22 protein-coding genes are annotated in these 26,675 nt (G+C 65.2%); 7 read left to right on the top strand and 15 right to left on the bottom strand.

Annotated features, from left to right (window positions below; genetic code table 11):
* Positions 1-4: 4 nt before the first annotated feature.
* The 5 genes from NX775_RS01580 to NX775_RS01560 are packed head-to-tail and all read right to left on the bottom strand — an operon-like array spanning position 5 to position 6,593.
* Complete coding sequence (locus tag NX775_RS01580; protein WP_258834395.1) at positions 5-928, bottom strand: GntR family transcriptional regulator; 924 nt, start codon at positions 926-928, stop codon at positions 5-7.
* A gap of 40 nt (positions 929-968) precedes the next feature.
* Positions 969-3,608, bottom strand: a complete 2,640-nt coding sequence (gene acnA / locus NX775_RS01575) for an aconitate hydratase AcnA (RefSeq protein WP_258834394.1) — start codon at positions 3,606-3,608, stop codon at positions 969-971.
* A gap of 4 nt (positions 3,609-3,612) precedes the next feature.
* Positions 3,613-5,112 carry a tripartite tricarboxylate transporter permease gene (locus NX775_RS01570; RefSeq protein WP_258834393.1) on the bottom strand — a complete coding sequence of 500 codons (1,500 nt, stop codon included), beginning with the start codon at positions 5,110-5,112 and terminating at the stop codon, positions 3,613-3,615.
* 6 nt (positions 5,113-5,118) lie between these two features.
* The gene (locus NX775_RS01565; protein ID WP_258834392.1) at positions 5,119-5,616 is read right to left on the bottom strand and encodes a tripartite tricarboxylate transporter TctB family protein; all 498 of its coding nucleotides are present in this window, start codon (positions 5,614-5,616) and stop codon (positions 5,119-5,121) included.
* Positions 5,613-6,593 carry a Bug family tripartite tricarboxylate transporter substrate binding protein gene (locus tag NX775_RS01560; protein ID WP_258834391.1) on the bottom strand — a complete coding sequence of 327 codons (981 nt, stop codon included), beginning with the start codon at positions 6,591-6,593 and terminating at the stop codon, positions 5,613-5,615. The genes NX775_RS01565 and NX775_RS01560 overlap by 4 nt, the downstream gene beginning before the upstream one ends.
* A 282-nt stretch (positions 6,594-6,875) precedes the next feature.
* On the opposite strand from NX775_RS01560, the gene NX775_RS01555 reads away from it, so the two are divergent.
* Entirely contained in the window at positions 6,876-7,952 is a 1,077-nt protein-coding gene (locus NX775_RS01555; RefSeq protein ID WP_258834390.1) for a porin, read from the top strand.
* Here the strand turns inward: NX775_RS01555 and NX775_RS01550 are convergent.
* The gene (locus tag NX775_RS01550; RefSeq protein WP_258834389.1) at positions 7,924-12,459 is read right to left on the bottom strand and encodes a PDDEXK-like endonuclease domain-containing protein; all 4,536 of its coding nucleotides are present in this window, start codon (positions 12,457-12,459) and stop codon (positions 7,924-7,926) included. The two genes, NX775_RS01555 and NX775_RS01550, sit on opposite strands and share 29 nt — an antisense overlap.
* 132 nt (positions 12,460-12,591) lie before the next feature.
* Here NX775_RS01550 and NX775_RS01545 point away from each other — a divergent pair, with 132 nt between their 5' ends.
* Together NX775_RS01545 and NX775_RS01540 are read left to right on the top strand one after the other, a co-directional pair.
* A complete protein-coding gene (locus NX775_RS01545) occupies positions 12,592-12,957 on the top strand; it encodes a hypothetical protein (protein ID WP_258834388.1) in 366 nt (121 codons plus the stop codon).
* 96 nt (positions 12,958-13,053) lie between these two features.
* Positions 13,054-14,625, top strand: a complete 1,572-nt coding sequence (locus NX775_RS01540) for a TerC family protein (protein WP_258834387.1) — start codon at positions 13,054-13,056, stop codon at positions 14,623-14,625.
* Positions 14,626-14,628: 3 nt separating this feature from the next.
* Here NX775_RS01540 and NX775_RS01535 read toward each other — a convergent pair whose 3' ends face one another.
* From NX775_RS01535 to NX775_RS01520, 4 genes are all read right to left on the bottom strand, one after another.
* Positions 14,629-15,213 carry a TadE/TadG family type IV pilus assembly protein gene (locus NX775_RS01535; protein ID WP_258834386.1) on the bottom strand — a complete coding sequence of 195 codons (585 nt, stop codon included), beginning with the start codon at positions 15,211-15,213 and terminating at the stop codon, positions 14,629-14,631.
* A 14-nt stretch (positions 15,214-15,227) separates the two neighbouring features.
* Positions 15,228-16,715 (bottom strand): Tad domain-containing protein, encoded by a 1,488-nt coding sequence (locus NX775_RS01530; protein ID WP_258834385.1) that lies wholly within the window; start codon positions 16,713-16,715, stop codon positions 15,228-15,230.
* Complete coding sequence (locus tag NX775_RS01525; protein WP_258834384.1) at positions 16,702-17,205, bottom strand: TadE/TadG family type IV pilus assembly protein; 504 nt, start codon at positions 17,203-17,205, stop codon at positions 16,702-16,704. Before NX775_RS01525 ends, NX775_RS01530 begins: the two co-directional genes overlap by 14 nt.
* A 73-nt stretch (positions 17,206-17,278) precedes the next feature.
* Positions 17,279-18,286, bottom strand: coding sequence for an Lnb N-terminal periplasmic domain-containing protein (locus tag NX775_RS01520; protein WP_370660555.1), 1,008 nt, complete (start codon positions 18,284-18,286; stop codon positions 17,279-17,281).
* A 108-nt stretch (positions 18,287-18,394) separates the two neighbouring features.
* Here NX775_RS01520 and NX775_RS01515 point away from each other — a divergent pair, with 108 nt between their 5' ends.
* Complete coding sequence (locus tag NX775_RS01515) at positions 18,395-19,744, top strand: MBL fold metallo-hydrolase (RefSeq protein WP_258834382.1); 1,350 nt, start codon at positions 18,395-18,397, stop codon at positions 19,742-19,744.
* Positions 19,745-19,750: 6 nt separating this feature from the next.
* Here the strand turns inward: NX775_RS01515 and NX775_RS01510 are convergent, their stop codons facing one another.
* The 5 genes from NX775_RS01510 to NX775_RS01490 form a co-directional block, all read right to left on the bottom strand.
* A complete protein-coding gene (locus tag NX775_RS01510) occupies positions 19,751-20,482 on the bottom strand; it encodes a hypothetical protein (RefSeq protein ID WP_258834381.1) in 732 nt (243 codons plus the stop codon).
* Between the two features lie 61 nt (positions 20,483-20,543).
* Positions 20,544-21,230: a trimeric intracellular cation channel family protein gene (locus tag NX775_RS01505; protein ID WP_258834380.1), complete on the bottom strand. Its 687-nt coding sequence runs from the start codon at positions 21,228-21,230 to the stop codon at positions 20,544-20,546.
* A gap of 103 nt (positions 21,231-21,333) precedes the next feature.
* Positions 21,334-22,722, bottom strand: a complete 1,389-nt coding sequence (locus NX775_RS01500; RefSeq protein WP_258834379.1) for a TadE/TadG family type IV pilus assembly protein — start codon at positions 22,720-22,722, stop codon at positions 21,334-21,336.
* Between the two features lies 1 nt (position 22,723).
* Positions 22,724-23,356 carry a TadE/TadG family type IV pilus assembly protein gene (locus tag NX775_RS01495; protein ID WP_258834378.1) on the bottom strand — a complete coding sequence of 211 codons (633 nt, stop codon included), beginning with the start codon at positions 23,354-23,356 and terminating at the stop codon, positions 22,724-22,726.
* Positions 23,356-23,820, bottom strand: coding sequence for a TadE/TadG family type IV pilus assembly protein (locus tag NX775_RS01490; protein ID WP_258834377.1), 465 nt, complete (start codon positions 23,818-23,820; stop codon positions 23,356-23,358). Before NX775_RS01490 ends, NX775_RS01495 begins: the two co-directional genes overlap by 1 nt.
* Before the next feature lie 124 nt (positions 23,821-23,944).
* Between NX775_RS01490 and NX775_RS01485 the strand changes: the two genes are divergently transcribed.
* The 3 genes from NX775_RS01485 to NX775_RS01475 all read left to right on the top strand — a co-directional run bounded on the left by NX775_RS01485 (position 23,945) and on the right by NX775_RS01475 (position 26,667).
* Positions 23,945-25,654: a sensor histidine kinase gene (locus NX775_RS01485; RefSeq protein ID WP_258834376.1), complete on the top strand. Its 1,710-nt coding sequence runs from the start codon at positions 23,945-23,947 to the stop codon at positions 25,652-25,654.
* 29 nt (positions 25,655-25,683) lie between these two features.
* Entirely contained in the window at positions 25,684-26,337 is a 654-nt protein-coding gene (locus tag NX775_RS01480; protein WP_258834375.1) for a response regulator, read from the top strand.
* Between the two features lie 195 nt (positions 26,338-26,532).
* A complete protein-coding gene (locus tag NX775_RS01475; RefSeq protein ID WP_258834374.1) occupies positions 26,533-26,667 on the top strand; it encodes a hypothetical protein in 135 nt (44 codons plus the stop codon).
* The last annotated feature ends 8 nt before the right edge of the window (positions 26,668-26,675 follow it).

Genomic DNA, 26,675 nt, shown 5'->3' with positions numbered 1-26,675 from the left:
GGGCTCAGGGTGAGGGAAGATTGCCGGTCTGGAGGATATTCTCGATCTTCGCCATCGAGTCGAGCGTGTGCACAAGATGCTCGCGCATGAAATTCGATGCGTCCTCGTTTTTCTCCTGCGCGAGCAGGTCAAGGATGTACAGGTGCTGCCGGCAGTGTTCCGGATAACGGTCACGCTGCTTCATCGAGCGGTACGACATCAGGCGGCGCACGCGGTTGACGCGTTTGATCGTGTCGATGAAAAACGGGTTGCCGGATGCTTCGACCAGGCTTTCGTGAAAACGCACGCCCCGGATGTGCAATTCGTCCGTCGTGGCGGTGTCGATGCCGCCGGCGAGCAGGTGGCGTTCGGTGGCGCGGCACTGTTCGAGCACCTTCCGTTCGAGTCTGAAGCCCGGTTCCAGCAGCGCGGCCGGTTCGAGCGCCAGTCGCAGCCGGTACGACTGCAGCAGGCTGTCGGGCGTGGTCAGCATCGTCGAGAACGTCCAGCCATAGCCGAATTTGCGTTCGCCCCAGCCTTCGCTGACGATGCGAGCCAGCACGGCATTGGCTTGCGCCGCCGTCAGACCATAGCGCGAGCGGATCAGTTGTTCGGGGCAGGCGAGCGGTAATTCGTGCTTGAGCAGGTCGTCGGCGATCTGGAAGTAGACGCTCGTGACGATGTCGGATTCGGCCAGGCCCAGCCCGGCCACGATATCGTCGAGTGGTGCGAGGAGTTCCTGCGCCACGAAGTAACCGCGGTTGCGCTCGTGCATCAAGACGCCTTTTTCGTGCAGCAGCGCCAGAGCGCTGTTGACGGGCTGGCGCGATACGCGCAGGCGGTCGGCCAGCATCTGCGCCGGCAAATGGCTGCCGACGGGCCATGCTTCGCTCTTGATCAGGGCGATGATCTGCCTGGGAATGGAGGTGTCCACGTTTATATTCACCATCGGTTGGGGCTTGTGACCCATGCCGGCGACATGGCCGCTGTCAGGATCGGTCCTTCTGCATGATCGTTTGCTCGAGAATGTAGGGAATGACCCCGCCCTGGCGCAGCAACTCGGTCTCGAGCCGCGTTTCCACGGCCGCCATGGCAGTGAACGAGTCGACACCGCCGGCCGCACGGTGAATGCGCACGGCGATGGCAATGCGCGGCTGCAGCGTATCGGGCGCGGCGTCCACCTCGATCCGGTCGCCCGGCGCGATCTGCAGCAGCGCCGGTGACCGGTCAGCCGGCAGGCGCAGCGGCAGGATGCCCATGCCGATCAGGTTCGAGCGGTGGATGCGTTCAAAGCTCGATGCCAGCACCGCGCGCACGCCCAGCAGACGCTGGCCTTTGGCGGCCCAGTCGCGCGATGAACCGGTGCCGTAGCGTTCACCGGCCACCAGCACCACCGGGTCGCCCGCTTTGCGATAACGATCGGCCACCTCGAAGATCGGCGCCACGTCGCCGCTCGGGACGTGCAGGGTCTGGCCCACCGGCGCCGATGGCAGCAGCAGATTGCGCAGCGATTTGCTGTAGAACGCGGCGCGCACCATCACTTCCCAGTTGCCGCGGCGCGAGGCGAACACGTTCAGGTCATCGCGGTCGTCGCCTTGCGCCACCAGAAAGTCGGCGACGAAGCTGTCTTTGGGGATCGCGCTGGCCGGTGAAATATGGTCGGTCGTGATGTCGTCGCCCAGCACCATCAGCGGATACGCCGTGTAGTGACCGAGCAGGCTGCGCTCGGTGAACGACGCGAACGGCGGACGGCGCAGGGCGGTCGATGCCGGGTCCCACGGATACAGGGCGGTTGCCGGAACTTTGAGCGCATGCCAGACCGGGTTCAGGCTGGCGCGGGCGAAGGCGCGCGGGAAGTCGTCGGCCTGCAAACCCTCGCGGACCAGACTTTCGACTTCAGCGCGGCTCGGCCACAGATCCTTCAGGTAGACCGGCTGGCCAGCCTGCGTGATCTGTACCGGCTCGCGCCCGAGGTCGATCTCGGCATTGCCTGCCAGCGCAAAGGCGATCACCAGGGGCGGTGACATCAAAAAGCCCAGGTCCAGGTCGGGATGCACGCGGCCCGGGAAATTGCGGTTGCCCGACAAGACGGCGACCGGCTTGATCTCGCCGCGCGCCTGCGCCTGTTGCACTGCGTCTGGCAGTGCGCCGGAATTGCCGATGCAGGTTGTGCAGCCGTAGCCGACGATGTCGAAGCCGACAAACGACAGGTCATCGAGCAGGCCGGCCCGTTCAAGATAGGTGGCAGCGGCAGGGGAGCCGGGGCCGAGCGAGGTCTTGACCCAGGCTGGCACCTTCAGGCCCAGCGCCCGCGCGCGGCGCGCCACCAGGCCGGCAGCGACCAGCAGACCCGGATCGGATGTGTTGGTGCAGCTGGTGATGGCAGCGATGACCACCGGATGGCGCGGCATGCCGGCGCCTGCGCCAGTGACCGGGGTTGCGGGCGTGAAGCCGAGCGCCGCCAGCGCGGCGGCAGTCTCTGTATACGCCAGCAGGTCTTGCGGCCGTTTGGGCCCGGCGACGTGGATCGCGACCTGGTCCAGGTCGATCTCGATCGTCCGGGTGTAGACCGGCTGCGCGTCGGGATCGAACCACAAGCCATTGCGGCGGCAGTAGGCGTCGACCAATGCACATTGCTCTGGCGAGCGATTCGTTTGCGCGAGATAGGTCAGCGTCTGGGTATCGACCGGGAAGAAGCCTGTCGTGGCGCCGTACTCGGGCGCCATATTGGCGAGCACGGCGCGTTCGCCTGCGCTCAGTGTCGATACGCCGGGCCCGAAGAACTCGACGAATTCGCCCGACACGCCGATCTGGCGCAGGCGCTGCGTGACGGTCAGCGCCAGGTCGGTGGCCATGGCGCCGGCGCCGAGTCGTCCGCTCAGGCGCACGCCGATCACATCCGGCACCCGCAACATCGTTGGCATGCCGAACATGACCGTCTGCGCTTCCAGGCCGCCGACGCCCCAGCCCAGCACCCCGATCCCGTTGATCATCGGTGTGTGGCTGTCGGTGCCGATCATCACGTCCGGCACCACCCAGCGCTCACCGCCACGTTCTTCGGTCGTGACGACGGTGGCCAGTTGTTCGAGATTGATCGTGTGCATGATGCCGGTGCCGGGCGGGTGGATGCGCACGCCCTTCATGACGTTCGAGGCCCAGCGCAGGAAGGTATAGCGCTCGCGGTTGCGGCGCATTTCCAGTTGCAGATTGCGCTCGACGGCGTCGCGCTGGCCAAAGAATTCAACGGCCAGCGAGTGGTCCACCGAGATATCGACGGGGAGTCCGGGATTGAGCAGCGCCGGATGCCAGCCCGCTTCGTCGAGCGCGTTGCGCATGGCGGCGATGTCCACCAGCGCCGGGGTGCTAGTGGTGTCGTGCATCAGGACGCGCCCGGGCTGGAACGCGATCTCGGCCTGGCTCGTGCGGTGTTCGAGCCAGCCGAAAATGGCGTCGATACCGGCCTGGCGTTCGTCCCCGGCGCTGTTGCGCAGGATGTTTTCCAGCAGCAGCCGTAGTACGACGGGCAGCTGGTAAAGACGCTCACCGAACCCGCCGGGCAGGTCGACCATGCGCAGCCGCTCGCCGGCGTGATCGAGATACGCCGGGGAAGTGGCAGCGGGTGTCGTCATGGTCTCAATCCTCGCTGGCCCGGAATTTGCGCAGGCTCTTGAACAGCAGCGGCGCCAGCAGGGCAATCACGGCAATGGCCAGCAGCGTGGCCGAACCGGGATGCTTGAAGAAGACCCAGTAGTCGCCCATGCTCACCTGCAGCGCACGGCGGAACTGGTTCTCTGCCATCGGGCCCAGGATCAGGCCCACCACCATTGGCGCGACGGGATAATCCAGGCAGCGCATCAGGTAGCCGGTCAGGCCAAACACGACCAGCATCGTCAGCTCTGTCGTCGACGGATTGGCGGCCAGCGTGCCCATCGCGGCAAAGACGAGGATGCCGCCGTACAGCCAAGCTTGCGGAATCGTCAGCAGCTTGACCCACAGGCCCACCAGCGGCAGATTGAGCACCAGCAGCATCAGGTTACCGATCAGGAAACTGGCGATCAGGCCCCAGACCATTTCGGGGTTGGTTGTAAACAGCAGCGGGCCGGGCGTCAGGCCATATTGTTGAAAACCGGCCAGCATCATCGCGGCCGTGGCCGACGTGGGCAGGCCGAGGGCCAGCAGCGGCACCAGCGTGCCGGTGGCCGACGCGTTGTTGGCCGCTTCCGGGCCTGCCACACCTTCGATCGCACCCTTGCCGAATTGTTCCGGGTTTTTCGAGAATTTGCGTTCCAGTGTGTACGACAGGAGCGTTGGCACTTCAGCGCCGCCGGCCGGCAGCGCGCCGATCGGGAAGCCCAGCAGCGTGCCACGCAGCCACGGCTTCCACGACGCTTTCCAGTCGGCGCGCGACATCCACAACGAGCCGCGCAGTGCCTGGATCTTCTCCGCCGCGCCCGTGTAGCGTGATGCGACGAACAGTGCCTCGCCCATCGCGAACAGGCCGACGGCCAGCGTGGTGACCGAGACCCCGTCCATCAGCGTCGGCGTATCGAACGTGAGGCGGGCCTGGCCGGTGAGCTTGTCGATACCGACCAGTCCGAGGAACAGGCCAAGGCCAAGACTCGTCAAGCCGCGCAGCACCGAGCTGCCGAAGGTGGCCGACACCGTCACGAATGCGACGACCATCAGGCCGAAATAATCCCATGGCCCGAACTGCACGGCCAGGTCGACGATGCCTGGCGCCAGCAGCGCCAGGCAGATGGTGGCGATGGTGCCGGCAACGAACGAGCCGATGGCGGCCGTGGCCAGTGCCGGACCGGCGCGGCCGGCCAGGGCCATCTTGTGGCCTTCGATCGCGGTGGCAATCGATGCTGCTTCGCCCGGCGTGTTGATCAGGATGGCGGTGGTCGAACTGCCATACATGCCGCCAAAGTAAATGCCGGCGAACATGATGATCGAGCCGGTCGGGTCAAGCTTGAACGTCACGGGCAACAGCAGTGCAACGGTGAGCGCTGGTCCGATGCCAGGCAGGATGCCCACGAGCGTGCCGAGCAGTACGCCAACGGCGGCGAACAGCAGGTTGCCGGGTTGCATTGCCACCCAGATGCCATCGGCGAGAAGTGAAAGTGTATCCATGAATGTTTATCCCAGCAGTTGCTCTAATGGACCCATCGGTAGCGACAGCGACAACGCTTTCGTAAAGAACAGGTAGACGATGCTGCTCATGAGCAGGCCATACACCGGTCCCCACGACTTGAGCGAACGGCCAAAGCCGCAGGCGGTCGCGGTAAACAGGATGGCCGACGACAGGATGAACCCGCCGCCGATCGCAAGCGTGACGATTTGCAGCACCAGGCCACCAAGTACCCAGGCCAGCGAACGCAGATTGGCCGTACCTTCGATTTCACGCACGGCAGCGGTGCGCTTGGCGCGCATCGCCTGGACCAGGTGCGCCACGCCCAGGGCGCCCAGCATCAGGGCGATCAGCTGCATCGCGGCGGATGGGCCGACACCCGGGCCAACGCCGGATGCTACGCGCATCGCGTCGAACATGGTCAGGCTGGCCAGGCCCAGCAAGCCGACGCCTACCAGCAGCGGCGCGCGCCAGGCGGCGACCTTGCGAGGAGCGCCCGGATTCATTTGGCCAGGCCGATCGAGACCAGGATGCCCTTGACGTGCGCCTGTTCGGTTTTCATGAATGCCGCAAACTGGTCAGGTGGCAGGTACGCAGCTTCCCAGCCACGCATCTTGAGGATCTTGCTCCACTCAGGCGACTTGAGGGTTTTCTCGACCGCAGCGGAGAGTACCTGGCGCTGCTGCGGCGTGATGCCGGGGCCGGCAACGATGCCGCGCCAGTTGACGAGTTCCGCGTCAATGCCTTGTTCCTTGAGCGTCGGCACGTTCATGCCAGGGACGCGCTGGCCGGAAGCGACAGCCAGTATGCGCAGCTTGCCCGCCTTGATCATGCTTTCGAACTCGTTGTAGCCCGAGACGCCAGCAGTGACGCGGCCGCCCAGCATCTCGGCCAGCGCTTCGCCGCCGCCCGAGAATGGCACGTAGTTCAGCTTGCGCACATCGCCGCCCACGGTGCGCGCGACCAGGCCGGCCAGGATGTGGTCGGCGCCGCCGGCAGAACCGCCGGCCCAGACGACACGCGACGTGTCGGCCTTGATGGCCGCGGCCAGGTCTTTCATGGTCTTGTGCGGCGAGTTGGCCGGCACCACGATGACGAGCGGATCGGCGGTAATGCGCGCGATCGGCGTCACGGTGTCGAGGCCGACTGGCGAGCGGTTAGTGAGCACGGCGCCGAGCATCGTGATGCCCATCGTCATGACCTGCTTGCCGTCGCCCTTGGCGCCGTTGACGAACTGTGCGAGGCCAACTGTGCCGCCGGCGCCAGGCACATTGATCACCTGGACGTTCTTCGCCGCGCCGGACGACAGCATGACTTGCTGCAGCGAGCGCGACGCCGTGTCCCAACCACCGCCCGGACCGGCCGGGGCAATGATCTTCAGTTCCAGCGGGGCTTGTGCCATGGCTGGCGCGGTGCAGGCGAGCAGGGCGCCGATGGCGAGCGCGCGGGCGCTCATCAGCAAAGGTTGCTTGAAGGGGTGCATGTCTTGTGTCTCCGGTGTTGGGCCCGCCACCAAGGGCGCGCGTTTTTGTCGATTGCATCTCTATATTGCATTTGGATGCGTCTTTATGCAATCGGATTCGTGCAGATTTTTCTATTTCAATGTTTTTTAGGAATCCTTTGCGTATCTGATGCATTGTCGCCACTACAAGTAAATTCCAGCGTTAAATTCCGTCCGGCGTGTTGACGTTGGAAACTTCTAACTGCATTATTGGGCGCCGATATGCAAAATATCGGACGCATACCAAAAATAGTGGAGACGAGAATGAACAAGACAATGCTCGCAGCGGCCATCGCCGCAGCGGTGAGTGGCAGCGCCATGGCCCAGACCAGTGTGCAGGTCTACGGCCTGCTCGATACCGGCATCGAATACGTGACGAATGCAAAGGAATCGGGCGGCAACTCGCTGCGCGTCTCCTCGGGCGGCTCGAACAATTCGCGCTTCGGTTTTCGCGGCAGCGAAGACCTGGGCGGGGGGCTGAAAGCCGTGTTCCAGTTCGAGTCACCTGTGCTGTCGGACACCGGGGAAATCGATGGCCCGCTGTTTCGCCGCCAGGCCAACGTCGGTCTTGAAGGCAAGTTCGGCCGTGTGATCATCGGCCGCTCGTTTACGACTGTGTATGACTTCATCAGCCCGTTCGACCCGATGGGCTACGCACCGCGCTACTCGTGGGCGTCGACGGGCGGCGGCACACTGGGCAGCAAATACGGCATGACGACCGCGTTCGACAATATGGTGAAATACCAGGGCGAGTTCGGTGGCGTGAAGATCGGCGCATCGTTCGGCGCCGGCGAATCGCAGGAAAGCAATGCCGATGGCCGCAAACTCGCGGTTGGCGCCGCGCACCAGGTTGGCGGCCTGCGCTACGTGCTCACAGCAGAGCGCGTAAACGGCGTGACTGGCACGGCAATCGCCCGCTCCATCTCAAGGGTGTATCACGCAGGCCTGGCCTACGAGCTATCGAAAGGCGCCGACCTCAAACTGGGCCTGCGCAATTACAGGCTCGAGCGGCCGGTTGGCAGCCAGGTGCGCGCCGACACGTGGTGGGCCGGCGCGAACGTCGACCTCACGCCAATGGTCGACGTGACCGGCGTGGTCTACTACATCAACGTCAAGAACGGCGTCAACGCCAGCGACACCGAGGCCGATCCGTTGATGTTCGTGGTCCGTACCCGGTACACGCTGACCAAGCGCACCAACCTGTATGCCACCGTGTCCTATGCAAAGGCAGATGGCGGCGTGCCGATCGGCGTGACGCGCGACTCGACCGAAGATGGCGGCGTGACCGGCGTGTCGGACAACCAGACCGGCATCATGCTGGGGATGCAGCATCGGTTCTGATGTCCGGATCGATGCTGGTCACCGCATCACGCCCCCATTCGCGGTATTCGACCAGCAGCGGCGTGCGCGCCATGGCCCCGAGCGGCTCGATGCCCATCGCCGCCAGGCGCGCCAGCAGCTCGGCCAGGATCGTCGCGCGCTGCAGCGACCAGGTCGACGCGAAGCAGCGCCAGAACGTCCAGCCGGCGCGTTCGAGCACGCGCTGGCGGCCCATGTCGGCCTGCCACCGGTCCGGCCCATGGAAGTCGTCGCCATCAAGCTCGATCGCCAGACGCCGGTCGTGCGCGCCTTCCACCACCATATCGATGCGGTAGCCGGCCGCCGGCACTTGCGGAATGACGCGGTAGCCGCGCTCGAACAACTCCGTGTACACATCGCGCTCGAAACCAGATTCGCACAGTTCGATCAGGCTTGTTGCTTCCTCATTGGCTTCGAGCGGCTTGGCGAAGTGTTCGACCAGCGTGCGGCGCAAATCGAGCGTGGACAGTTCTTCGAGCTTCACCGAGCGCACGAGGTACATGCGGTCGCGCGCGCGCGAGGCGGCGACATTGAAGCGCTGGTCGAACTGCACGCCGGACAGCGCGTGGTGCTGCTTGCTGTCGGCGACCATTGACAGGAACATGATATCGCGCTCGCTGCCCTGGAACAGACGCGCGTCGCCGCAGGCGAAGTTGCGCTTGACCAGTTCGGCCATGTCGCAGCGTGACCTTACCATCTTGTCGATGAGCTGCGCCTGTTCGGGCCCCAGCAGCGACACCACGCCCAGCGTGCGCCCGGCATAGGCCGGATCGCGCAGGATGGCGTCGATTTCGGCCACGATGAATTCGGCCTCGGGGCGGTTCAGGCCCTTGTTTTCGCGGTAGCCGTTGGCCACGAACACGTCAATCAGCGGCGGATCGAGCCGCTCGGACGCCTTGGGAATGCGCAGCGGCTGGATGAAACCCTTGTAGAACACCCGGTTGCTGTAGGCGATGATGGGCGCGACGCTGCGGAAGTGCTCGCGCAGCATGACCTTCGAGGCGGCAAACACGGTCGAGGCGATATCGTACAGCGACATGTCGGCCGTGAGCACCGCTTCGAATGGCTGGCCCGCCAGAAAGCGCCGGCGCAGGTCGGTGATCTTGGCGGCCGAGACAAAGCCCGCTTCGGGCGAAACCTGGCGGTCGTCGCCAACCACCAGGAGCTGCTTGCCGCGCAGGACCGCCGGCAGCGCCCACAGGTCGGACTGGCTGGCCTCGTCGACGATGACGAGGTCGAACGCCCCAAGGTTGGCCGGCAGTGTTTCGGACACGCGGGCGTGGCTCATGATCCAGCATGGCACGGCGGCCTGCGCATTGACCATCGCTTCCTGTGCGTCGCGCCGGTAGCGGCCTGCATTCACGCCGGTGCCCTTGCCCAGTTTGCGCATCGACGTGCGGTAGGTTTCCAGCGCGCTCAGCACGTTCTGGCCGGCCAGGCGGCGCGTGGCCAGCCAGGACGATTTCGACACCAGTTGTTCGTACAGGCGCGCCAGGCCCCGTTCGAGTTCGTGCCGGCGCTCGGCCAGGCCCAGCATCTCGTCGCGGGCATCGATGCCGTCGAGGTAACTCGTGAGGCGCGCCCAGGTCCAGGCATCGCGCCAGCGCACCGGGAATACGGCGTCGTCGCCGTGGGCGTCGACCGGGATGGTCATCAAGCGTGTTGCCAGCCGCGCCGCGCCATGCTGCGCCACCTGTTCGGCAAACTCGCGCACGGCGGCCAGGTCGGGCGCCAGCGCAGCTATGCGGCGCAGCTCCGCGAGCAGGGCCGCATAGTCGGCGCTGACCGTGTCGGCCGCCAGGCCAGGTGTGCCCAGCGTCTGCCCGGCGAAGTCACGCAGACGCACGCCGACCGGGCCATCGGCGCCGGCCAGCAAGCCATGCAGCGCGGCCATGGCGGTGCGGGCCTGTTCGAGATTGGCGCGCGCCAGGTGCCGCGCCAGGTAGTCGCGCACGCGCAGCAGATCGGCCTCGCGGCCCAGCAGGTCGTTCGTCGGCGGCTGACTGAACACGGCCTTGGCCAGGCTCGGCAACTGCACGTCGTGCGTCGTTGCCTGGGCATGCGCAGCGCGGGCGGTGGTCAGGATCTGCTCGATGGCGCGCAGTTGCGCCACGTCGGCCACCAGGACCGGCAGCGACAGGTCGGGCGCAAACGCATTCCAGCGCACGGCGAACGAGTGCAGGCGGTTCTGCAGCGCGGCGTAACGCTGCACGTGGGCCCAGTCGTCGCTGGAGGTTGGCGCCAGGCCGGCCACGCGGATCGCGGCAATTAGCTGTTTGACGTCGCCGCCGCCGAATGACAGCAGGCCAAACGGCTTGCCCGTCTCGACCGCGCGGTTGATGGCGTCGACGGCTTTTGGATTGCCGAGTGCTTCGGTCGGCGCCGTGACGGGGCGCTGCATGAATTCGGCGCGTGCGCGCAGCAGCGCATCCATCTCGGGGAGCAGCGCCTCGAACGCGCCGCGCTCGGTGACGAACTGTGACTGGCGGGATTTAAGGCGCACGGCGTGCGCCCAGTCGACGCCCGAGGCTTCGACCTCGGCAGCGGTGGCAATCGCACCGGCCAGCGCCGTCTGCAACGCCTGTGCCGCGGCAAACACGTCGGGCGTGGTCGCGCGCAGCGGCGGCAGCGCGCCGCTGGCTTCGTCGCGCTCGATGTCGCGCATGGCCAGCAGCGTGTCGTGCAGACGGCCAATGGCCTGCGCCGATGGCAGGGCGTCGGCCGCTGGCAGCCGCGCATTGCAGTACACCAGATCTGCGCCGAGCCGGCGCCGCGCCTCGCGCAATCCCATCGCCTGTTCGTCGCCGAATGGCGGCGCGTGGTGCGGGGCCAGCGACAGGTCGTCGTCGAACCAGCCGAAACGCTCCCTGCCGTCGATGACCAGTTCGGCCATCTTCTGCGCGCGCATCTCGACGCCATCGACACTGACGGCGGCCAGTTGCGCATGCGCGATCTCGTCGATGCGGGTGTCGATGGCGGCGGTTTCGGCGTGCGCGCGGTCGAGCGCGACGCGGCACGCGGCAATCGCCTCGGTCTCGAGCTGCGGGTTCAGATGCGACAGCGTGTGGATGATCGCTTCGATCGACGCCTGGAACTGGCGCATGCCTTCCTTGTCGCCCGAGAGCAGGGCAACGGTCAGCGGCCGGATCGATTCGGGAATCTTCTCCTGCAGGACCTTCAGCGCCGGCTCGCCCTTGGACGTGACCAGGATGCGTTTGCCCGAGGCCAGGTAATGGCTGATGATGTTGGCGATCGTGTGCGTCTTGCCGGTGCCGGGCGGACCCTGGACCGTGACGCCGGGCGAACGTTCCAGTTGCTGGACGATGGTTTCCTGCTCGCGGTTGTACGGCAGCGGGAAGTACAGCTCGCGCGGTTCGCCGGCATTGACCGCGCCGCCGGACAGGCCGCGAAACGCGATCGGCTCGTGCTCGAGCACCGCGCTGCCGGGCGGCGTGACAAGGCTCAGCGGCCCGTCCGGCAGCGCTTCGGCGTCGTCCACACGGTCTTTCAGGCGCGCGATGTCGTCGATCAGGAAGTGCGTCGCGCGCGGCCGGGCGAAGATCACCCAGCCGTGCGTGACGACGAGGCGCTCGCCAGGGGGCGGCGCCTGTGTGGCGGCCATGTCGTAGCGCGCATCGGCGCTGATCTGGCCGGCGATCAGCTTGAGGATCGGCTCGATCATCTCGGGTGCGAACGGCGAGAGCGTGCTGTCGCCGCGCGCGGCCAGCAGGCTGCGTGCCGCACGTTCGACGTCGCCGATGCCAGGTACGCCGCAGGCCGCGAACGCATCGAGTTCCAGGTGCGCGTCGAGCTGGCGGGGCCGCAGGCCGATGGCGTGTGAGGTCGGGTCGATGTCGATTTCCAGCGCCTGCGTGATGAGCGGGTAATGGAAGTCGACAGGCGCGGGGGTGCGCATCTGCCACGACGACAGGCCCATGCCCCAGACCAGTTCCAGCGGGCGCGCCGCTTCTTCGGATTCGAGCCTGGCCTTCAGAGCGAACAGGTCCGCATACAGCGTGATCACCTGGCGGCGCGGGCGCTCGCGCGCCGCCCACTCCTGCCACGGCGGCAGGTAGGCAGCCAGCCCCTGCGCGACGCGGGCGCGGCGCTCTGCATCGCGTTCTTCAACGCGCTGCTTCGCCTGGTCGTCGGTGGCATGGGCGGCGTCTTCATGGCGGGCGTCTGCCAGCGTGGCGTCATTGAGCGCCGGCGGATTGCCCGACGGGTCCCCGCCGATCAGCAGGTATGGCGCCAGCGCCGGATCGGCCAGCAACGGCGGCGATGTGGACTCGAGCCGGTGCACGCGCAGCCACAGGTCATCCTGCTCGGTCTCGACGTTGAACTCGATCCACGGCAGCGTCGCCAGGTCGGTAAAGGTTTTCTTGAATTCGGTGACTTTCGCGAGCGTGAACGCGGAAGGGTCTATGTCTTTGGCCTGCTCGACGAGATAGTCGAGCAGCGCGCTCATGCGCTGGGCAGATGTGTGCATCGGGTGCTTCCCGGCAGGGCCGGTGGGTAAGGTGGCGGCCATTGTACAAGAGGGCTGCCGTGCGTGTGGCGCGCACGAATGGCGTGCGCGGGCCATGCTAGAATGAGCGGGTCATTGACTTCCCCGCTGTATATGAGACGAGTATTCGTCATCTGCCTGATCTTGCTGCTCCCCCTGAACATGTTTGCCCTGGCCATGGCCGCATCCGCGATGCTGCCGCCCGCGCCATCGCAGCGCGCTGCCGACGCCGCGCCGATGGTGCAACTGGCATCCGCACCCGTCTTCGCCGACGCCTACCTGCCCGATAATTACGACTGCCAGTCCAGCTGCGACATCGATCCCGATGAACCGCCGGCCGGCGCCGACGTGCACGACACCATCAACGAAGAGCTCTCGCTGCGCCTGGCCGATGTGCGCGGCGGCGCGCTCGCACCCCCATTCCTGTCCCATGCCAGCCGGTCCTGGCACCCCTTGTTCAAGCCACCGCGCGCGGTGTGACGCCTGCCTGTGCCGCTTTTGCGACATGTCCCTGCTGCGCGCCTTTGCGGCGTGATGCAACTGCACGTTCACACTGATTCAAACAAGAGGTAATACATGGAATGGCTATTCGACCCCACCATCTGGGCGGGTCTGCTCACGCTCGTTGTCCTGGAAATCGTCCTGGGCATCGACAACCTGATTTTCATCGCCATCCTGGCGGACAAATTGCCGCCGCACCAGCGCGACAAGGCGCGCCTGATCGGCCTGTCTCTCGCCATGCTGATGCGTCTTGGCCTGCTCACGATCGTCTCGTGGCTCGTCACGCTGACGACGCCGCTGTTTGCGCTCGGCTCAATGGCGTTTTCCGGCCGCGACCTGATCCTGCTGCTGGGTGGCGTATTTTTGCTGTTCAAGGCCACCGTCGAACTGCATGAACGCATGGAAGGCGTTACGCACGTGCAGACGAAGTCGCGGGTGTACGCGGGCTTTGGCGCCGTGGTCGCGCAGATCGTCGTGCTCGACGCCGTGTTCTCGCTCGATGCGGTCATCACCGCCGTCGGCATGGTCGACAACCTGTACGTGATGATGGCCGCGGTGATCATCTCGATCGGCGTCATGATCCTGGCTTCCAAGCCACTGACGCGCTTCGTCAATGCGCATCCGACCGTCGTCGTGCTGTGCCTGAGCTTCCTCTTGATGATCGGCCTGTCGCTGGTTGCCGAAGGCCTGGGCTTTCATATCCCGAAAGGCTATCTGTACGCCGCCATCGGTTTCTCGATCCTGATCGAGGCGCTGAACCAGTTCGCACGCCGCAATTTTTTGAAGCAGGAAGCGCGCGTGCCACTGCGCGACCGCACCGCCGATTCGGTGCTGCGCCTGATGGGCGGCAAGAAGCGCGCGCACGTCGATGCCGATGCCGAACCGCAGGACGAACCGGTCACCGAGCCGGAAGCGTTCGGCGCCGAAGAACGCAATATGGTCAGCGGCGTGCTGGCGCTGGCCGACCGGTCGATCCGCTCGGTCATGACGCCGCGCTCGGAACTCACTTGGGTCGACCTGGACGACGATGCCGATACCATCCTGCGCCAGTTGCAGGCGTCGCCCCATAGCGGCATGCCGGTCGCTCGCGGCCAGCTGGACCAGCTGGTGGGCATTGCGCGCACCAAGGACCTGGTCAGTGCGCTGATGCTGCACGGGCGCATCGACGCCGCGCCCGACAGCGGCATCGTGCGCGCGCCGATCCTGCTGCCCGACACGGCTGGTGTGCTGGGTGCGATGGAGACGCTCAAGCGCGCACACGGCCAGCCGGTGCTGGTGACGGATGAATTCGGGATCGTCCAGGGCCTGCTGACACCGGTGGACATCCTGGAGGCGATTGCCGGTGAGTTCCCGGACGAGGACGAACAACTGGCGATCCGGCCGCAGGGCCCTGACCTGTGGGAAGCCGACGGCGCAGCCGATCTGCACCAGCTGGAACAAGTGCTCGAGACCGATTCTCTGGTGGGCGATGACGATTACACGTCGCTGGCCGGCTTCCTGCTGGCGCGCTTCGCGTCGATGCCCGAACCGGGCCAGGCCATCGAGCTCGATGGCTGGCGCTACGAGGTCGTCGCGGTCGAGGAGCGCCGCATCGCGCGGGTCGCGATTTCGCGTGTGGCTGGCGCCACAGCGGCCGACGGCGTGTAAGCGCTACCCGCCTCCGGCCGGCACGGGCACGCCGGGCGGCATGCCCAGGGTCTCGGCCCGGGCGATGGTGGTTGCGCTGGGAAGGCCGAATGAAAACGGGACGAACGACGCCAGGGGCTGGTACGGCACCGGGTCGCAGACATCGCTCGCGCCCCCAGGCAGGCAGATCCGCACCCGGACCAGCTGGATGCAGTTGGCCGCGTTGGGATTGGACGTGCAATTGATCCGGTTTTGCTGGGGACTTGCCGGCAATCCTGTCCCGATCGGGACGGGATTGGCCGTCGCCGGGATCTGCAGATAATCGATCCTGACGTGGTCGTCGGAGATGGGATCGGCAAATGCAAGCACGCCGGGTGTCGTGCGGAACACGGCCTGCATGCGCACCCTTGCCATCGCCGCCGCGTCGGTGAAGTCGGTGTTGACGGCCAGCGCTGTCGCGCGACGCGTCACCTCCTGCAGGATATTGCAGATATAGAGTGCCCGGAGAATGTCGACGATGCCGAAGAAGAGCATGAAAAAGATCACCGCCACCACGGCGAATTCGACTGCGGCGACACCACGTTGCCGCTCTGGCGTTTGGCGGGTCATGTCAGGTCCATCCGTCAGGGGTACAGGACGATGCGGGTGCCCAGGGACTGCTCGATCGCCAGGCCTGCGAACTCGCCGTACAGAGAGGTCTGCGTGGCGGGAACGGTCATGAAGAATTTGCCGATGCCACGCACCGTGGCGTCGCTCCCGGTGATCGGGCAGGCGAGCAAGGGCAGGTTCAGGACGCGGCGGTTGGCGAGACTCTTGTTACTCGCCGATGGTCCTTTGTAAAATTGGGTACCGGTCGTGTAGGAGTAGGGCGTCGGTGTCTCGGCGCTGTCGGGATAGGGCGTGGTCAGTGAGGTGGTCGGCTGACCCGGTGCGTACAGGGTGCTCCATTTGGTCACGTCATAGGTTGCATAACCGGTTGCCGGTTCCGGCGCACCCGCGCTCGCATACGATGCATACGGGACCGCCTTTGCGTACGACCAGAGCGGACCGAACTGCGCGGCCAGGGTGCCGGCGGGCGCCGTATCGGGGCCTGCAATCGTCCACCGGCGCTCTGTTGTCGCCAGCAGCGCAGCTGACTGCCCCGCGGGCGTTGCGCCCATCCAGGAGGCGCCGCTGTTGAAGGTGAATTCCTTGATATTGATGTCGGCGGGCGCCGTGCGCGCATCGCATGCGGTAGCACCCGTCCCGTAGGTACCAAAGCGGGAATTGAGCTGCTGCCAGAGCTTGTCGATCGGGAACGATGCCGAGACCTTGACCGTGCCACCGGACAGCCGTGACATGGCCAGCGTGCCGGTGCAGACGAACGGCGCCAGCGTCGCGACGTCGGTAATGGGCATGGCCTGCGCAACCGGATTGACGATGAAGGTCTGACCGGTGGTGGCGCCGGGCAGGTTCAGGTCCAGCAGGTTGTAGCTCACGCCCCGGCGAAACCCGAATTCCTCCAGTTCGCCTCCATGGTTGCGGTGTGCTTCGTCACGCATGGCGCAGATGCCAAGCGGGGTGACCTTGATGGCAGAACGACCGGCGACGGCGCGGGCGCTGGTGAAGGCGTCACGGATGTCCGTGAAGGTCGAGAGGAACAGGGTGGCGACCGTCCCGTACTCGGTATCCAGCCCTGCCGTATCGACTCGCAGGTACAGCAGATCCTCAGGGTTGGTCATGGCCTCGCCGACCGGTCGCCACGGGCCGGACGGGCTGCGGGCGAATTCGACGGCAGCATCCGACCAGGCCATCGTGGCCTTGCCGTAGTGGTAGGTGAATCTGTCGCTCCCTTGCAAAAAGCGCTGCGAGGCGATTTCCAGCGCGTCGGTGATGCCGGTCGCAGTCCCGTCAAGTTCATGCGCGGCCGACAACGCAACGGTGTCGGCAACATTCTGGAGTTCCATCTTGCGGTGGGTGACGAGGGACAGGTCAAGGGCCAGGGCGAGAAACCCAAGGATGACGAACATGGCAGACACGAACATCCAGCTGATGACGCCGGTCTGCTTTGCAAGATGTGGCGCGTCTTGCAGACGCGGGCGCGCCGGGCAGGCATTGTTACTGGGCGACATAGCGCATCGTGACGTCGCTGTTCATTGTCATATCGGCAGAACCCAGATAGTCCATCGTCAGGCCGCCGAACAGATTGTCGTGCAACGTGATTTGCACGCCGGTGCGGACCCGGGTGGGCGTCAGCGCACTGCACACGTCACCGTCGCATAGGATCGTGATGGCAATGCCATCGGTAAGCGGCACGAGTTCGCCCAGCTCCTGTTGGGCGATCCAGCGGGCGATCGCGGGAACACGTGCTTCGTTGAAGCCGCCGCCAGGGGTGCGCAGTTCGGCTTGCGTCGCAGTCGCGATATAACGCGTCGCGTCGTGGGCCGCTTTCTGCCCCACGCTGTAGAACCACGCGGCACGTGCCATGTAGAGTGGCCCGGCCAGCAGGATCAGAAACAGGGGCAGAATCAGCGCCATTTCGACCGCGACGCTCCCGTTCACCGACCTGCGAAATTGCTTGTAGCGTACACCCATGGCTTCCTCCTTCCAGCGTTCGACCATTGCCGATACTAGAGGAAGCCTTTGGTCCTGATTTGACTTGCGGCAACTATCGCGAGAGGTGGCGTGATCGTCCTCAGCGAATGCCGGGGACGCCGACGCGGATCGCGCGCGAAAAATCGCTGCCGTCGATATCGGCCTGGCGCGCCCGTGCGTTGATGTGGCCGCGCTGCTGCAGCACCGCGTACGGCACGCCCGGCGTCAGTGCGTCCTGGTCGTACGCATATTCGGCAAAGTGGCCGGATGCGAGCAGCCGGTAGTCGAGCGGCAGGTCGGGCGCAATGCGGTGCGCCAGTTCGTACAGGATCGTCGTGCAGTTGCTGGTGAGCGTGTTGTAGAACTCGGGCTGGCCGCGCAGCGCCTCGGCGCGTTCCAGGTACGCCAGCAGCACGGCGCGCAGCTGCGCCGGTGTGGCGCGCAGGCGGTACAGGTAGACCTGCTCGCCGCGCGCATTGCTGCGCGTGCGGATCAGGTCGCGCTCGTCCGAGGCGATGATCACCTGCTCGAACTGGCGAAAAAAGCCGCCGACCGCCGAGAACGTCTCGGTGCGCTCCTTGCGGATCTCGAGCGAGAACACGAGCTGTTTGCCATCCCTGAACCCGAACGTTACCAGCGTGTGGGCGATGTGTGGCCCCATCCAGTAGGACAGGATCAGGTCGGCCGATACGATGCCAGCGAGGTCGTAGTCACGCGTTTCCCAGCGCGGCGTGTAATCCGTTTCGGTGCGCCAGTCAAAATTGCGCACGTTCTGCAGCACGAGGCGATCGCCGTCGACACGCGAGACGAGCATGCGCGACACGTCGTCGGCCCACACGCGGTCGTGCGATGGCGTGAGCGAACACCACCAGCCGAGCAGCACGGCCAGCGCCACGGCGCCGGTGACCAGCGCCCTGGCGCCAGGCCACTTGCCCGGTCCGCGCGCGATGGCGATGGTGGCGGCCAGGCCGGCGAGCGACCAGAGCGCGACTGCGGCGTAGCCGCCGGGCCTGGACAGCTGGAAGCACAGCGCCAGCGCGCCCCATGCGGTGACCAGCAACGCGCACACGGCAAGGAGGGCGCGGGGAACGGGGCGGCTCATAATCATCTGCTAACTTTCGAAATGCTGGGGTGGTGCAGTGTAGCGGTTCGGTTTGGGCACAACAAGCGCCGGCCCGAAGCGCGCCCTGTAAAATGCCGCCTCCAAGGGGGACCAATGACGACGCCAAGCTTGACCATTTCGCGCATCCTGCATGCGGGGTACGTATTCGCGTGCGAGGGCGCGACGATCGCCTTCGACACCATCTTCGAGAACCCGTTCAGCCGCAACTGCCATGCGTTTCCGGACGTGCGCTTCGATGTCGCGGCGATTCGCCGCCAGCGTTTCGACGCGGTCTTCATCTCGCATTTCCATGACGATCACTGCTCGCTCGACAGCCTCGATCTGCTCGACCGCGCGACGCCCCTGTATATCTACTGCATCTTCGACGCGTTGTTCGACATGGTGCGCCAGCTCGGCTTCACGCACGTGCACCCGCTGCGCCTGAACGCGCCCGTCACGGTCGGCCCGTTTACCGTCACCCCGCGCGAGGCAATGGACGTCGATGTCGACTCGATGTTCCAGGTGCAGGCGGCCGGGCAGAACGTGCTCAATGTCGTCGATTCATGGATCGACGACGACACGCTGGCGCAGCTGGTCGAACTGGGGCCGTGGGACATGGTGCTGTGGCCGTTCCAGACAATGCGCGAAATCGAAGTGCTCACGCCATCGCGCGCCGTGGCCGCGCCGCCCGAGCTGCCGCCCGAGTGGATCGCGCAGCTGCAGGCGCTGCAGCCGCGCTACGTGGTGCCCAGTTCGTGCCAGTTCGTGCAGGAGCCGTGGTCGTGGTACAACCGCGCGTTCTTCCCGATCACTTATGCGCAGTTTGCGCGCGAGGTCGGCGCGGCGCTGCCGGCGGCATCGATCGTGCGGCTCGATCCCGGCACGTCCGTGCGGCTGGACGGCGCGCTGCTGGAGCCGGCAGCGCCGCTGGCGTGGCTGATGCCCGTGGGCCCGCAGGATGTCGATTACGTTTATGAAGGCAATGCGGCGCCGCCTTCGACCGCGTCCATCGCACTGCATTTTACGGCCCTGAGCGAAGCGCAGATGGCGCGCGTGGTGGATTACTGCCGCGCCGGTGTGCCTGCCAAATACGGCGAGGTGGAGGCAGCCTCAAGCTACTTCGACGGCCCGCGCTACTGGCGGCTGTCGGTGTATGACCACCAGGGCCAGGCGAGCGTGTTCGATTACCTGCTCGTTGGTGACGTCGCCACGCTCGTGACCGGGGCCGGCCCGCTTGGCTGGACGACGGAGATCCCGGCCGCCAGGCTGTATGGCGCGCTTGAACAGGGCGAGTCGCTCACCACGATGTACATGCGCATCAACGACGCCCGTTTCGATGCCGATGCCGAGCGTGATCTGCTGGACGTCGACGTCGTTGACGACCCGCTGATCCGCTGCCTGTTCAGCGATACCTTCGGCGCGTACCAGGCGGCGCAGCTGCGGCGCCTGCTGGCGCGCGCATGACCTGATTTACTTGCCCAGCAGGCGCAGCGACTGTTCCCAGTCGTCTTCCCAGTCCAGCAGGAAGTCGTGGGCCTGGAACGCGCGCCGTAACGGGCCCAGTGGTACGCGGTGGAGATCATGCAGGCCGAGTGCCAGCGTCACCGGGTTCCAGACTGCGTTGCGTTTGGACTTGCGCACGCTGGCCTTCACGCGCGCGCCATCGTCACCAAAGATGCCGATGGCATTGTCGAGCGCCGCGCCCAGATCCATGCGCGCATGGGCGGCAAACGCTTCCAATACCTGCGCCTTGTTGATGCCGAAGGCCGATTCGGTCGGCGCTTTCGGTTCCGGTGGCGGCGCGGCCGCTGCAGCGATGGCCGCCTGCGCCTCGCGTTCCAGCCTGGCCACCAGCTGCGTCAGGTCCTTCTTCTGGAACCGCAGCGCATCGAGTGGGCGTCTGAAACCCGGCGGCGGCAGGTGCGCTACGATCTTGTAGGCGTCCTTGGTCATCGTCATCAAAACGTCGTCGCTGCCGGCGATCAGGCGCGCGATGTCGTCCTGGAAGAAGATTGGCGCTGCATAACCGCCATTCGCGTCGCCAAACAACTCGGCGTGGGCCGGGTCGTAGTCGAGCCAGACATACGGCGTGACCGCGTGTTCCAGCAGGCGTGCCAGGGTCCAGGGCGATGCGGTCTGTTGTTCGAGCCAGGTGCAGGCTTCGAGCAGGGTGGCACGGTAGGGCAGTTCGGTGGCGCTCATGGTCATTCAATGGGGGGCGTGGCTGGCCCCCATTGTAGTGCATGCATTTGCCCGTTTGGGTTCAGCGGCCGTCGCGGTTGTGGTCACTGGCGTCGGGCGGCTCGATCCCGCGCGCCGTTGGCAGGTGCCAGCCGTAGCGGATCGCGGCCAGGCGCAAGCCGAAGCACAGCGCCGCGCCGACGCAGGCGGTGGGCGTCGTGGGCCACTGCAGGGCGTCGCCGATCACCACCACCGAGGCGCCGGCCAGCGCCGCGACGGCGTAGATATCCGAACGGAACACGGCCGGCACGTTTGACAGCAGCACATCGCGCGCGACGCCACCGCCGATACCGGTCAGCATGCCCAGCAGCGCGGCCATTACGGGTTCCAGCCCGAACACGAGCGCTTTCTGCGCGCCCGCCACGCAAAACAGCGCGAGGCCCGCGCCGTCGAACAGCAGCACCGGATTGCGCGCGCGGTGGATGAACGGATGCCAGAAGAAGATCGTCACGCCGGCCAGCAGCGACACGCCGAGGTAGCGCCAGTCCGAAAACGCAGCCGGCGGCGTGGCGCCGATCAGGACGTCACGCACGATACCGCCCGAGTTGGCAGCCACGAACGACAGCACGAGCACGCCGAACAGGTCGAGATGACGCCGCACGCCGGCGGTGGCGCCGGACAGCGCAAAAACAAAGGTGCCCACCAGGTCGAGCGTGAGCACCAGCGTTTTCATGGCCGCCCCCATGTCGAGGGCAAGAACGGCAAACACGTGAATCCACCTTGCAAAGACTGGTGCGCGCGGCACCGAAGAGGGCGATTCTAGCGCATGGCTGCGCCTGCCCCCGAATGAATGTCGGCAAATCGGCGTTGACTTATTTGGTGATGCGCAAAATCGCCGAGGCAAGCCGCGAGAAGCAGGGCGTCAAATCGTTGTCGGTCGCGGCGTAGCAATACATGCCGACCGGCTGATTCGGGGTTTGGCAGCGCAGCGGCGCATCTACCGTATTAGCCATGCACTTCAAGATCATCTCGCCCGTGTCGCTATCAAATTCACCCCGGGTTTTCAGGGCAGCGCCCAGACCGAGTGTGAACACAACGATGCCTTGATCACGCGCGCTGCTGGCGATGGATTCCGCGAGGTTACGTGATGCGCGTTCGATATTGCGTCGATAAGTCTCGCTCCTGTTGCCGGAACCGCTGCCGATGTCGGCTGTCACTGTACGTGGCCAGCTCCCCACAATGGGAAATTCGCGTTTCGACGTGTCATTGGGGGCTCGCGCGTCGTTGTGCGCGTTGTACCAATCGGGCAAGCGGCGGGCAGTATAGGTGTTATTGCGGTATATCCGACAGCTTTCCTTGATGATCACATTGTCGCTGTCGTCGATCTTGCTCAGGCCATATGTCGCATCAGAGGAATCGAGCGTGCCTGCAATGTCGCGCCCGAGCAAGTCCTTGCAGTCGTTGTTGTTAGAAAATGACATATACGAACCGAAGGCGGTCGGGGCTCCGTCCGAGAAGAACACGATCACGCGCGTTGTTGACCGGCTGGCGAGGGGAACCAGATTGAGCTGATCGCGAGCGTTCCACATGCCTTCTACTGACGCCGTTCCGCCGCCGAATACATAGCTGTTTATCCTGCTTGTCATCGTCGTGCGGTTAAAGCCGCGCGCCGTCGGGTTGATCGCCACATCGGTTTCGGCGCCCGACGCAAAATGGATGAGTGCGACGCGGTCCTGCGTCACGTTGAATTTATTCAGGAAGCTTTTTGCCGAAGCTTGCACCGTCGTTGCTGAATTCCTCAGCGAGCCCGACGTGTCGACCACCAGCGCCATATCCAGGTCATTCCGAACCGTCTGCGCCGCCGCCACCGGTGTCAACGTCGTGAAATTCATGATCTGCATGATCGACACCGGCATTGGCGCTTCGGCCTTGACATCGATCGTCGCCTGGCCGCCGTTGAAGGTCACGTTGGTGCTCGTGATCCGTGGCGACGACAACAGGTAATTGTTCGGAATATTGGCGGCGAAGAAATCGGCGGCAGCGGCGCGCGCGCTGGCAATCTGCTCGGTCTGGTTATTGCCGGTCGTGACTGCCCGTGCACCGGCCAGCGCCGCCGAATCCACCGCTGCATTCAGGCGCGCTTTCACCAGATACGCCAGTCCGGCATCGACACACAGGCCCACGACGGCAAGCAGCACGAGCATCGACACGGCCACCATGATCGCGACCGCACCGCGCTGGCGGGAAAGATTCGGATTCATCTCAGAACACACTCATGGAATACAGGTCGGGCCCGAAGGTGGGCAGGGTGCTGGGGCCGGTGGTGAAACCGCTGACCAGCATGTCGAAGCGATAGAACGTCTCGACCACGAAGATGACCTCCCCATCGTCGAGCTTGCCGTTCATGATCGTGGTCGCGGGCCGGGTAACACTGCTGACACTCGAACATTTACCGGTGCCACTCCAGGCGCTGCAGCCATAGACCTTGCTCTGCGGCGCGTAGCCGCTCTGGCGAAACCCCTGCAGCCGCTCCGCGTCGTCCCAGCGGTACTGGTCCAGCACGACGCTGCGCGAGACGCCATTGGTCATCACGCCCATGACGCGGGTGATGTACATCATCCCCAGCTGGTTGACGTTCAGCGGCGGGGCGCTGGCCATCAGCGCATTGATCGTGTCCTGGCTGCTGTCGTTCAGATCCACGCCGCTGCGCGACAGGATGTTCGCGCCTTCACGCGCGATATTGGTGATGATGATATTGGCTTGCAAGGCACGCGCGCCGTCGATGGCACACAGCAGCAGGACCACCAGCATCGGCAGCAGCAGGGCCAGCTCGACGGCGGCAACGCCACGCTGGCGGCGTGCATGGCGGACGACATCATACGCTATGGGCCGCATCAGAAATACTCGTTTCGCATGGTGGCGCCGACGGCGAAACTGTTCTGGCCGTCAGTGAAGAATGCCGAGAGCAGCGGCGTCGTCACCGGCCAGGCGCAGTCGAGCTGCAGCACCACCATGTCGCCCGCGCCGCCAAACATTGCGTTGCTGTAGCTGGTGCTCGCGTAGCTCTTGCCATTGACCGACACGATGCAATTCATGCGCTCGTACATGCCGAGCGAGTTGTCGCGGATCTTCGCGATCACTGTGGCGTAGCGCTGCTGGGTGCTGGTCCCGCCGTCGTTTGCGCGGCCGGTAATGGCAAAGCGCGCGCCTTCACGCACCGCGTACTGCATCGTCAGCGTGGCGAAGAACATCATGCTCATTTCGATGATCGCCACGAGCACGAGCATGAACACGGGCGCGATGATGGCCATCTCGACGAGTGTGGCGCCAGATTGACGCTGGGGTCTCTTAAACAACATATTCGGGCAACTGTGAGGGGGTTCGGGCGTCGTATGCGATAAACTTCAAGGATTCTACAGGGCAACAATCACCGCCTGTAACCGTTTTAGCGAGGAGTCAGCGCGTTTGTCGGCGCGCAACAACATGAGTTGGAACCCTGATATCCGTCGTTTGATCGCCGCCGCACGGCGCACGCCCGGCGCCGCCGCGCCATCGGCCGCCGCGCCCGAGGCAGAAGCCTGGATGGTGTTCGGCATGCGCGTGCTGCTGTCGATTTCGGCGCTGCTGACCCTGTACATCGGCCCAGGCGGCGTCGTCGCCTCCAGCCCGTGGACCTGGATCGTGCTCGGCGGCTATGTGCTGCACAGCCTGACGCTGCTGGTCATCGCGAGCTACCGGGCAGGCTTCTGGCACGGTCCGAACATCTACTGGGTCGACATCGTCTGGTACGGGGCGATCGTGCTTGCCACCGGTGGCGGCACCAGTCCGTTCTTTTCGTTCTTCCTGTTTGCGATCCTGGCCACGTCGTTTCGCCACGGGTTCGATGCCGGCGCCAGGCTCACCCTGGGCGCGGTCGGTATCGTGACCCTGTCGGTGATGCTGGTGCAGGGCTTCCAGTCGTTTCACATCCTGCTGCTGCGGGCGACGTTCCTGCTCGCGCTGGGCTACATGATCGCGTTCTGGGGCGGCCTGTCGGTCGACCAGCGGCGCCGGCTGGCGCTGCTGCGCGATGTCAGCCGCCTGTCCAATCCGCGCTTCGGCGTGCAGCACACGCTCGACTCGCTGATGGACAAGATCCTGCGTTACTACGGCGCCACCACCTGCACCTTGCTGATGCAGGACAGCCACCAGCGCTGGATCCTCAATACGGCCCATCATCCCCGGGCTGGCCGCGCGATCAGTCGCAGCCGGCCCGACGCCGCCGACGTGCAGCCGTTACTGGCGCTGGCACCAGGCGCGATCCTGTACCGCGGCCCCGGCGCCGGTTTGCTGCGCCTGCTGCCGGGCGGGGTGTGCGCGGTGCGCCTGGCCACCGGCGAAAAAGAGTGGTGCAAGACGGACATGGACGCCTGTGGGCACGTGGCCGACCTGCTCGATACGGACGGTTTTGTCAGCGCATCGCTCCCGCTGCGCAAGGGCAGTGGGCGTATCTTCATCACCGGCAGCCGCCTGCGCCGTGGCGACGCCACGTTCTTGAAGCACATCGTGCAGCAGGCGTTTCCCGTCATCGAAACCATCGATCTGCTCGACCGGCTGGCGTCCGAAGCGGCGTTTCGCGAACGCCAGACCATCGCGCGCGACCTGCATGACAGTACGATCCAGCCGTATATCGGGCTGCGCCATGCGGTGGCGGCAATCCGCAACAGTGCCGGTGAAGACAGCGCGGTCGCGCCTGAACTCGACCGCCTGCTGGCGATGTGCTCGGACGTGATCGGCGACATGCGCGACTTCGCCCAGCGTTTTCGCAGCGGGCGCCAGGAAGAGCCCGAACTGCTGGTGGCGCTGCGGCGCCAGTTGCGCCAGGTGCAAACCTTCTATGGCCTGGACGTGATGCTCGAGGTGCAGGGCGAGGGCGTGGCCAACGACCGCATGGCTGCCGAGGTGTTCCAGATCGTCACCGAAGGCATCAGCAATATCTGCAAGCACACGCGGGCGCGCACGGCCGGCGTCGTGATCGAAGATGCCGCCGGCCAGCTGGCGATCGATATCTTCAACCCGGTGTCCGATGGCGCGCAGGCGCCGAAACCTTTCGTGCCGCGCTCGATCGCCGAGCGCGTGGCCGCGGTGGGTGGCACGCTCGACGTCAAGGCCGACGGACGCCAGACGCTGCTGCGCGTCCGCATCCCGGTCTGACCGCCACCGACCAACGTAATGGAGAAACCATGACCATCCGCATCCTGCTCGTGGATGACCACAAGACCATGCTGTGGGGGCTCGAGCGCCTGATCCAGGCTGAAGGCCCGTCGTTCACACTGGTGGGCAGCGCCAGCGATGGCGCTGAAGCGACGGCCCTGTGCGCTGCACTGCATCCGGACATCGTGCTGCTCGACCTGGATCTGAAAGGCAGCAGTTCGATCGACTTCTTGCCGGCGCTGGTGGCCAACGGCAGCACACGCGTCGTGATCCTGAGTGCGAACCGCGACCAGGGCACGCTGGCCGCCGCCGTCAAGGCCGGTGCGCGCGGCGTGGTCAGCAAGGAAGCGCCGACCGACGACGTGCTGCTGGCCGTGCGCAAGGTGCATGGCGGCGAGCTGTGGCTCGACCAGTCGCTGATGCAGGCGCTCCTGGGCCAGCTGGTCGCACCGGCGCCGAAGGCCGATCCGGAGGCCGAACGCATTGCCACGCTGACTGCGCGCGAGCGGGACGTCATCGGCATGATCGTGCAGGGCAAGGGCGCGCTTAACAAGGATCTGGCGGAACGCGCGTTCATCTCGGAGCGCACGCTGCGCAATCACCTCACCACCATCTACCAGAAGCTGGACGTGGCCAACCGCCTCGAGTTGTACGTCTACGCCATCAAGCACGGCCTCTCCTGAGGCATCGCCTTTTTTCGCTCCGTCAGAATGCGCCGCAGGGTGACCCAGGACAAATGTACCGGGTTGCCATGGCGCAACGTACCTTTCAAAAAGGTAGTTTTGACGGATGGCAACAAAGTTGCGGGTCCGTAAGATTCAACTCATGCGCTGCGTATCGTGACATGCGGTACGGCGGCAAGCGAACAGGAGCGAACGGTGCACGACAGCGAAGACAACCCGGAACAGCAGTATGAAAGCAGCAGCAATCCGGCCATGTCGTATGTCGTTCTCTCGGTTCTGCTCGCAGTCGTCTGCTTCATCGCGGCAATGGCTGCATGGACGAGCGCATAAAGCCAACC

The organism is Massilia aurea, from assembly GCF_024753205.1.
Taxonomy (GTDB): Bacteria; Pseudomonadota; Gammaproteobacteria; order Burkholderiales; family Burkholderiaceae_D; genus Telluria; species Telluria aurea.
The sequence above is the reverse complement of the archived record's forward strand: the minus strand, read 5'-3'. Positions and strand labels throughout refer to the sequence as shown.

Excerpts from the sequence above, each read along its gene's own strand:
- NX775_RS01515 (WP_258834382.1), top strand. The coding sequence starts at position 18,395 with ATGACGACGCCAAGCTTGACCATTTCGCGCATCCTGCATGCGGGGTAC.
- NX775_RS01530 (WP_258834385.1), bottom strand. The coding sequence starts at position 16,715 with ATGTCGCCCAGTAACAATGCCTGCCCGGCGCGCCCGCGTCTGCAAGAC.
- NX775_RS01580 (WP_258834395.1), bottom strand. The coding sequence starts at position 928 with ATGGTGAATATAAACGTGGACACCTCCATTCCCAGGCAGATCATCGCC.
- NX775_RS01555 (WP_258834390.1), top strand. The coding sequence starts at position 6,876 with ATGAACAAGACAATGCTCGCAGCGGCCATCGCCGCAGCGGTGAGTGGC.
- NX775_RS01480 (WP_258834375.1), top strand. The coding sequence starts at position 25,684 with ATGACCATCCGCATCCTGCTCGTGGATGACCACAAGACCATGCTGTGG.
- NX775_RS01565 (WP_258834392.1), bottom strand. The coding sequence starts at position 5,616 with ATGAATCCGGGCGCTCCTCGCAAGGTCGCCGCCTGGCGCGCGCCGCTG.
- NX775_RS01490 (WP_258834377.1), bottom strand. The coding sequence starts at position 23,820 with ATGTTGTTTAAGAGACCCCAGCGTCAATCTGGCGCCACACTCGTCGAG.
- NX775_RS01540 (WP_258834387.1), top strand. The coding sequence starts at position 13,054 with ATGGAATGGCTATTCGACCCCACCATCTGGGCGGGTCTGCTCACGCTC.
- NX775_RS01500 (WP_258834379.1), bottom strand. The coding sequence starts at position 22,722 with ATGAATCCGAATCTTTCCCGCCAGCGCGGTGCGGTCGCGATCATGGTG.
- NX775_RS01485 (WP_258834376.1), top strand. The coding sequence starts at position 23,945 with ATGAGTTGGAACCCTGATATCCGTCGTTTGATCGCCGCCGCACGGCGC.
- acnA (WP_258834394.1), bottom strand. The coding sequence starts at position 3,608 with ATGACGACACCCGCTGCCACTTCCCCGGCGTATCTCGATCACGCCGGC.
- NX775_RS01495 (WP_258834378.1), bottom strand. The coding sequence starts at position 23,356 with ATGCGGCCCATAGCGTATGATGTCGTCCGCCATGCACGCCGCCAGCGT.
- NX775_RS01550 (WP_258834389.1), bottom strand. The coding sequence starts at position 12,459 with ATGCACACATCTGCCCAGCGCATGAGCGCGCTGCTCGACTATCTCGTC.
- NX775_RS01570 (WP_258834393.1), bottom strand. The coding sequence starts at position 5,112 with ATGGATACACTTTCACTTCTCGCCGATGGCATCTGGGTGGCAATGCAA.
- NX775_RS01560 (WP_258834391.1), bottom strand. The coding sequence starts at position 6,593 with ATGCACCCCTTCAAGCAACCTTTGCTGATGAGCGCCCGCGCGCTCGCC.
- NX775_RS01510 (WP_258834381.1), bottom strand. The coding sequence starts at position 20,482 with ATGAGCGCCACCGAACTGCCCTACCGTGCCACCCTGCTCGAAGCCTGC.
- NX775_RS01535 (WP_258834386.1), bottom strand. The coding sequence starts at position 15,213 with ATGACCCGCCAAACGCCAGAGCGGCAACGTGGTGTCGCCGCAGTCGAA.
- NX775_RS01525 (WP_258834384.1), bottom strand. The coding sequence starts at position 17,205 with ATGGTCGAACGCTGGAAGGAGGAAGCCATGGGTGTACGCTACAAGCAA.
- NX775_RS01520 (WP_370660555.1), bottom strand. The coding sequence starts at position 18,286 with ATGATTATGAGCCGCCCCGTTCCCCGCGCCCTCCTTGCCGTGTGCGCG.
- NX775_RS01545 (WP_258834388.1), top strand. The coding sequence starts at position 12,592 with ATGAGACGAGTATTCGTCATCTGCCTGATCTTGCTGCTCCCCCTGAAC.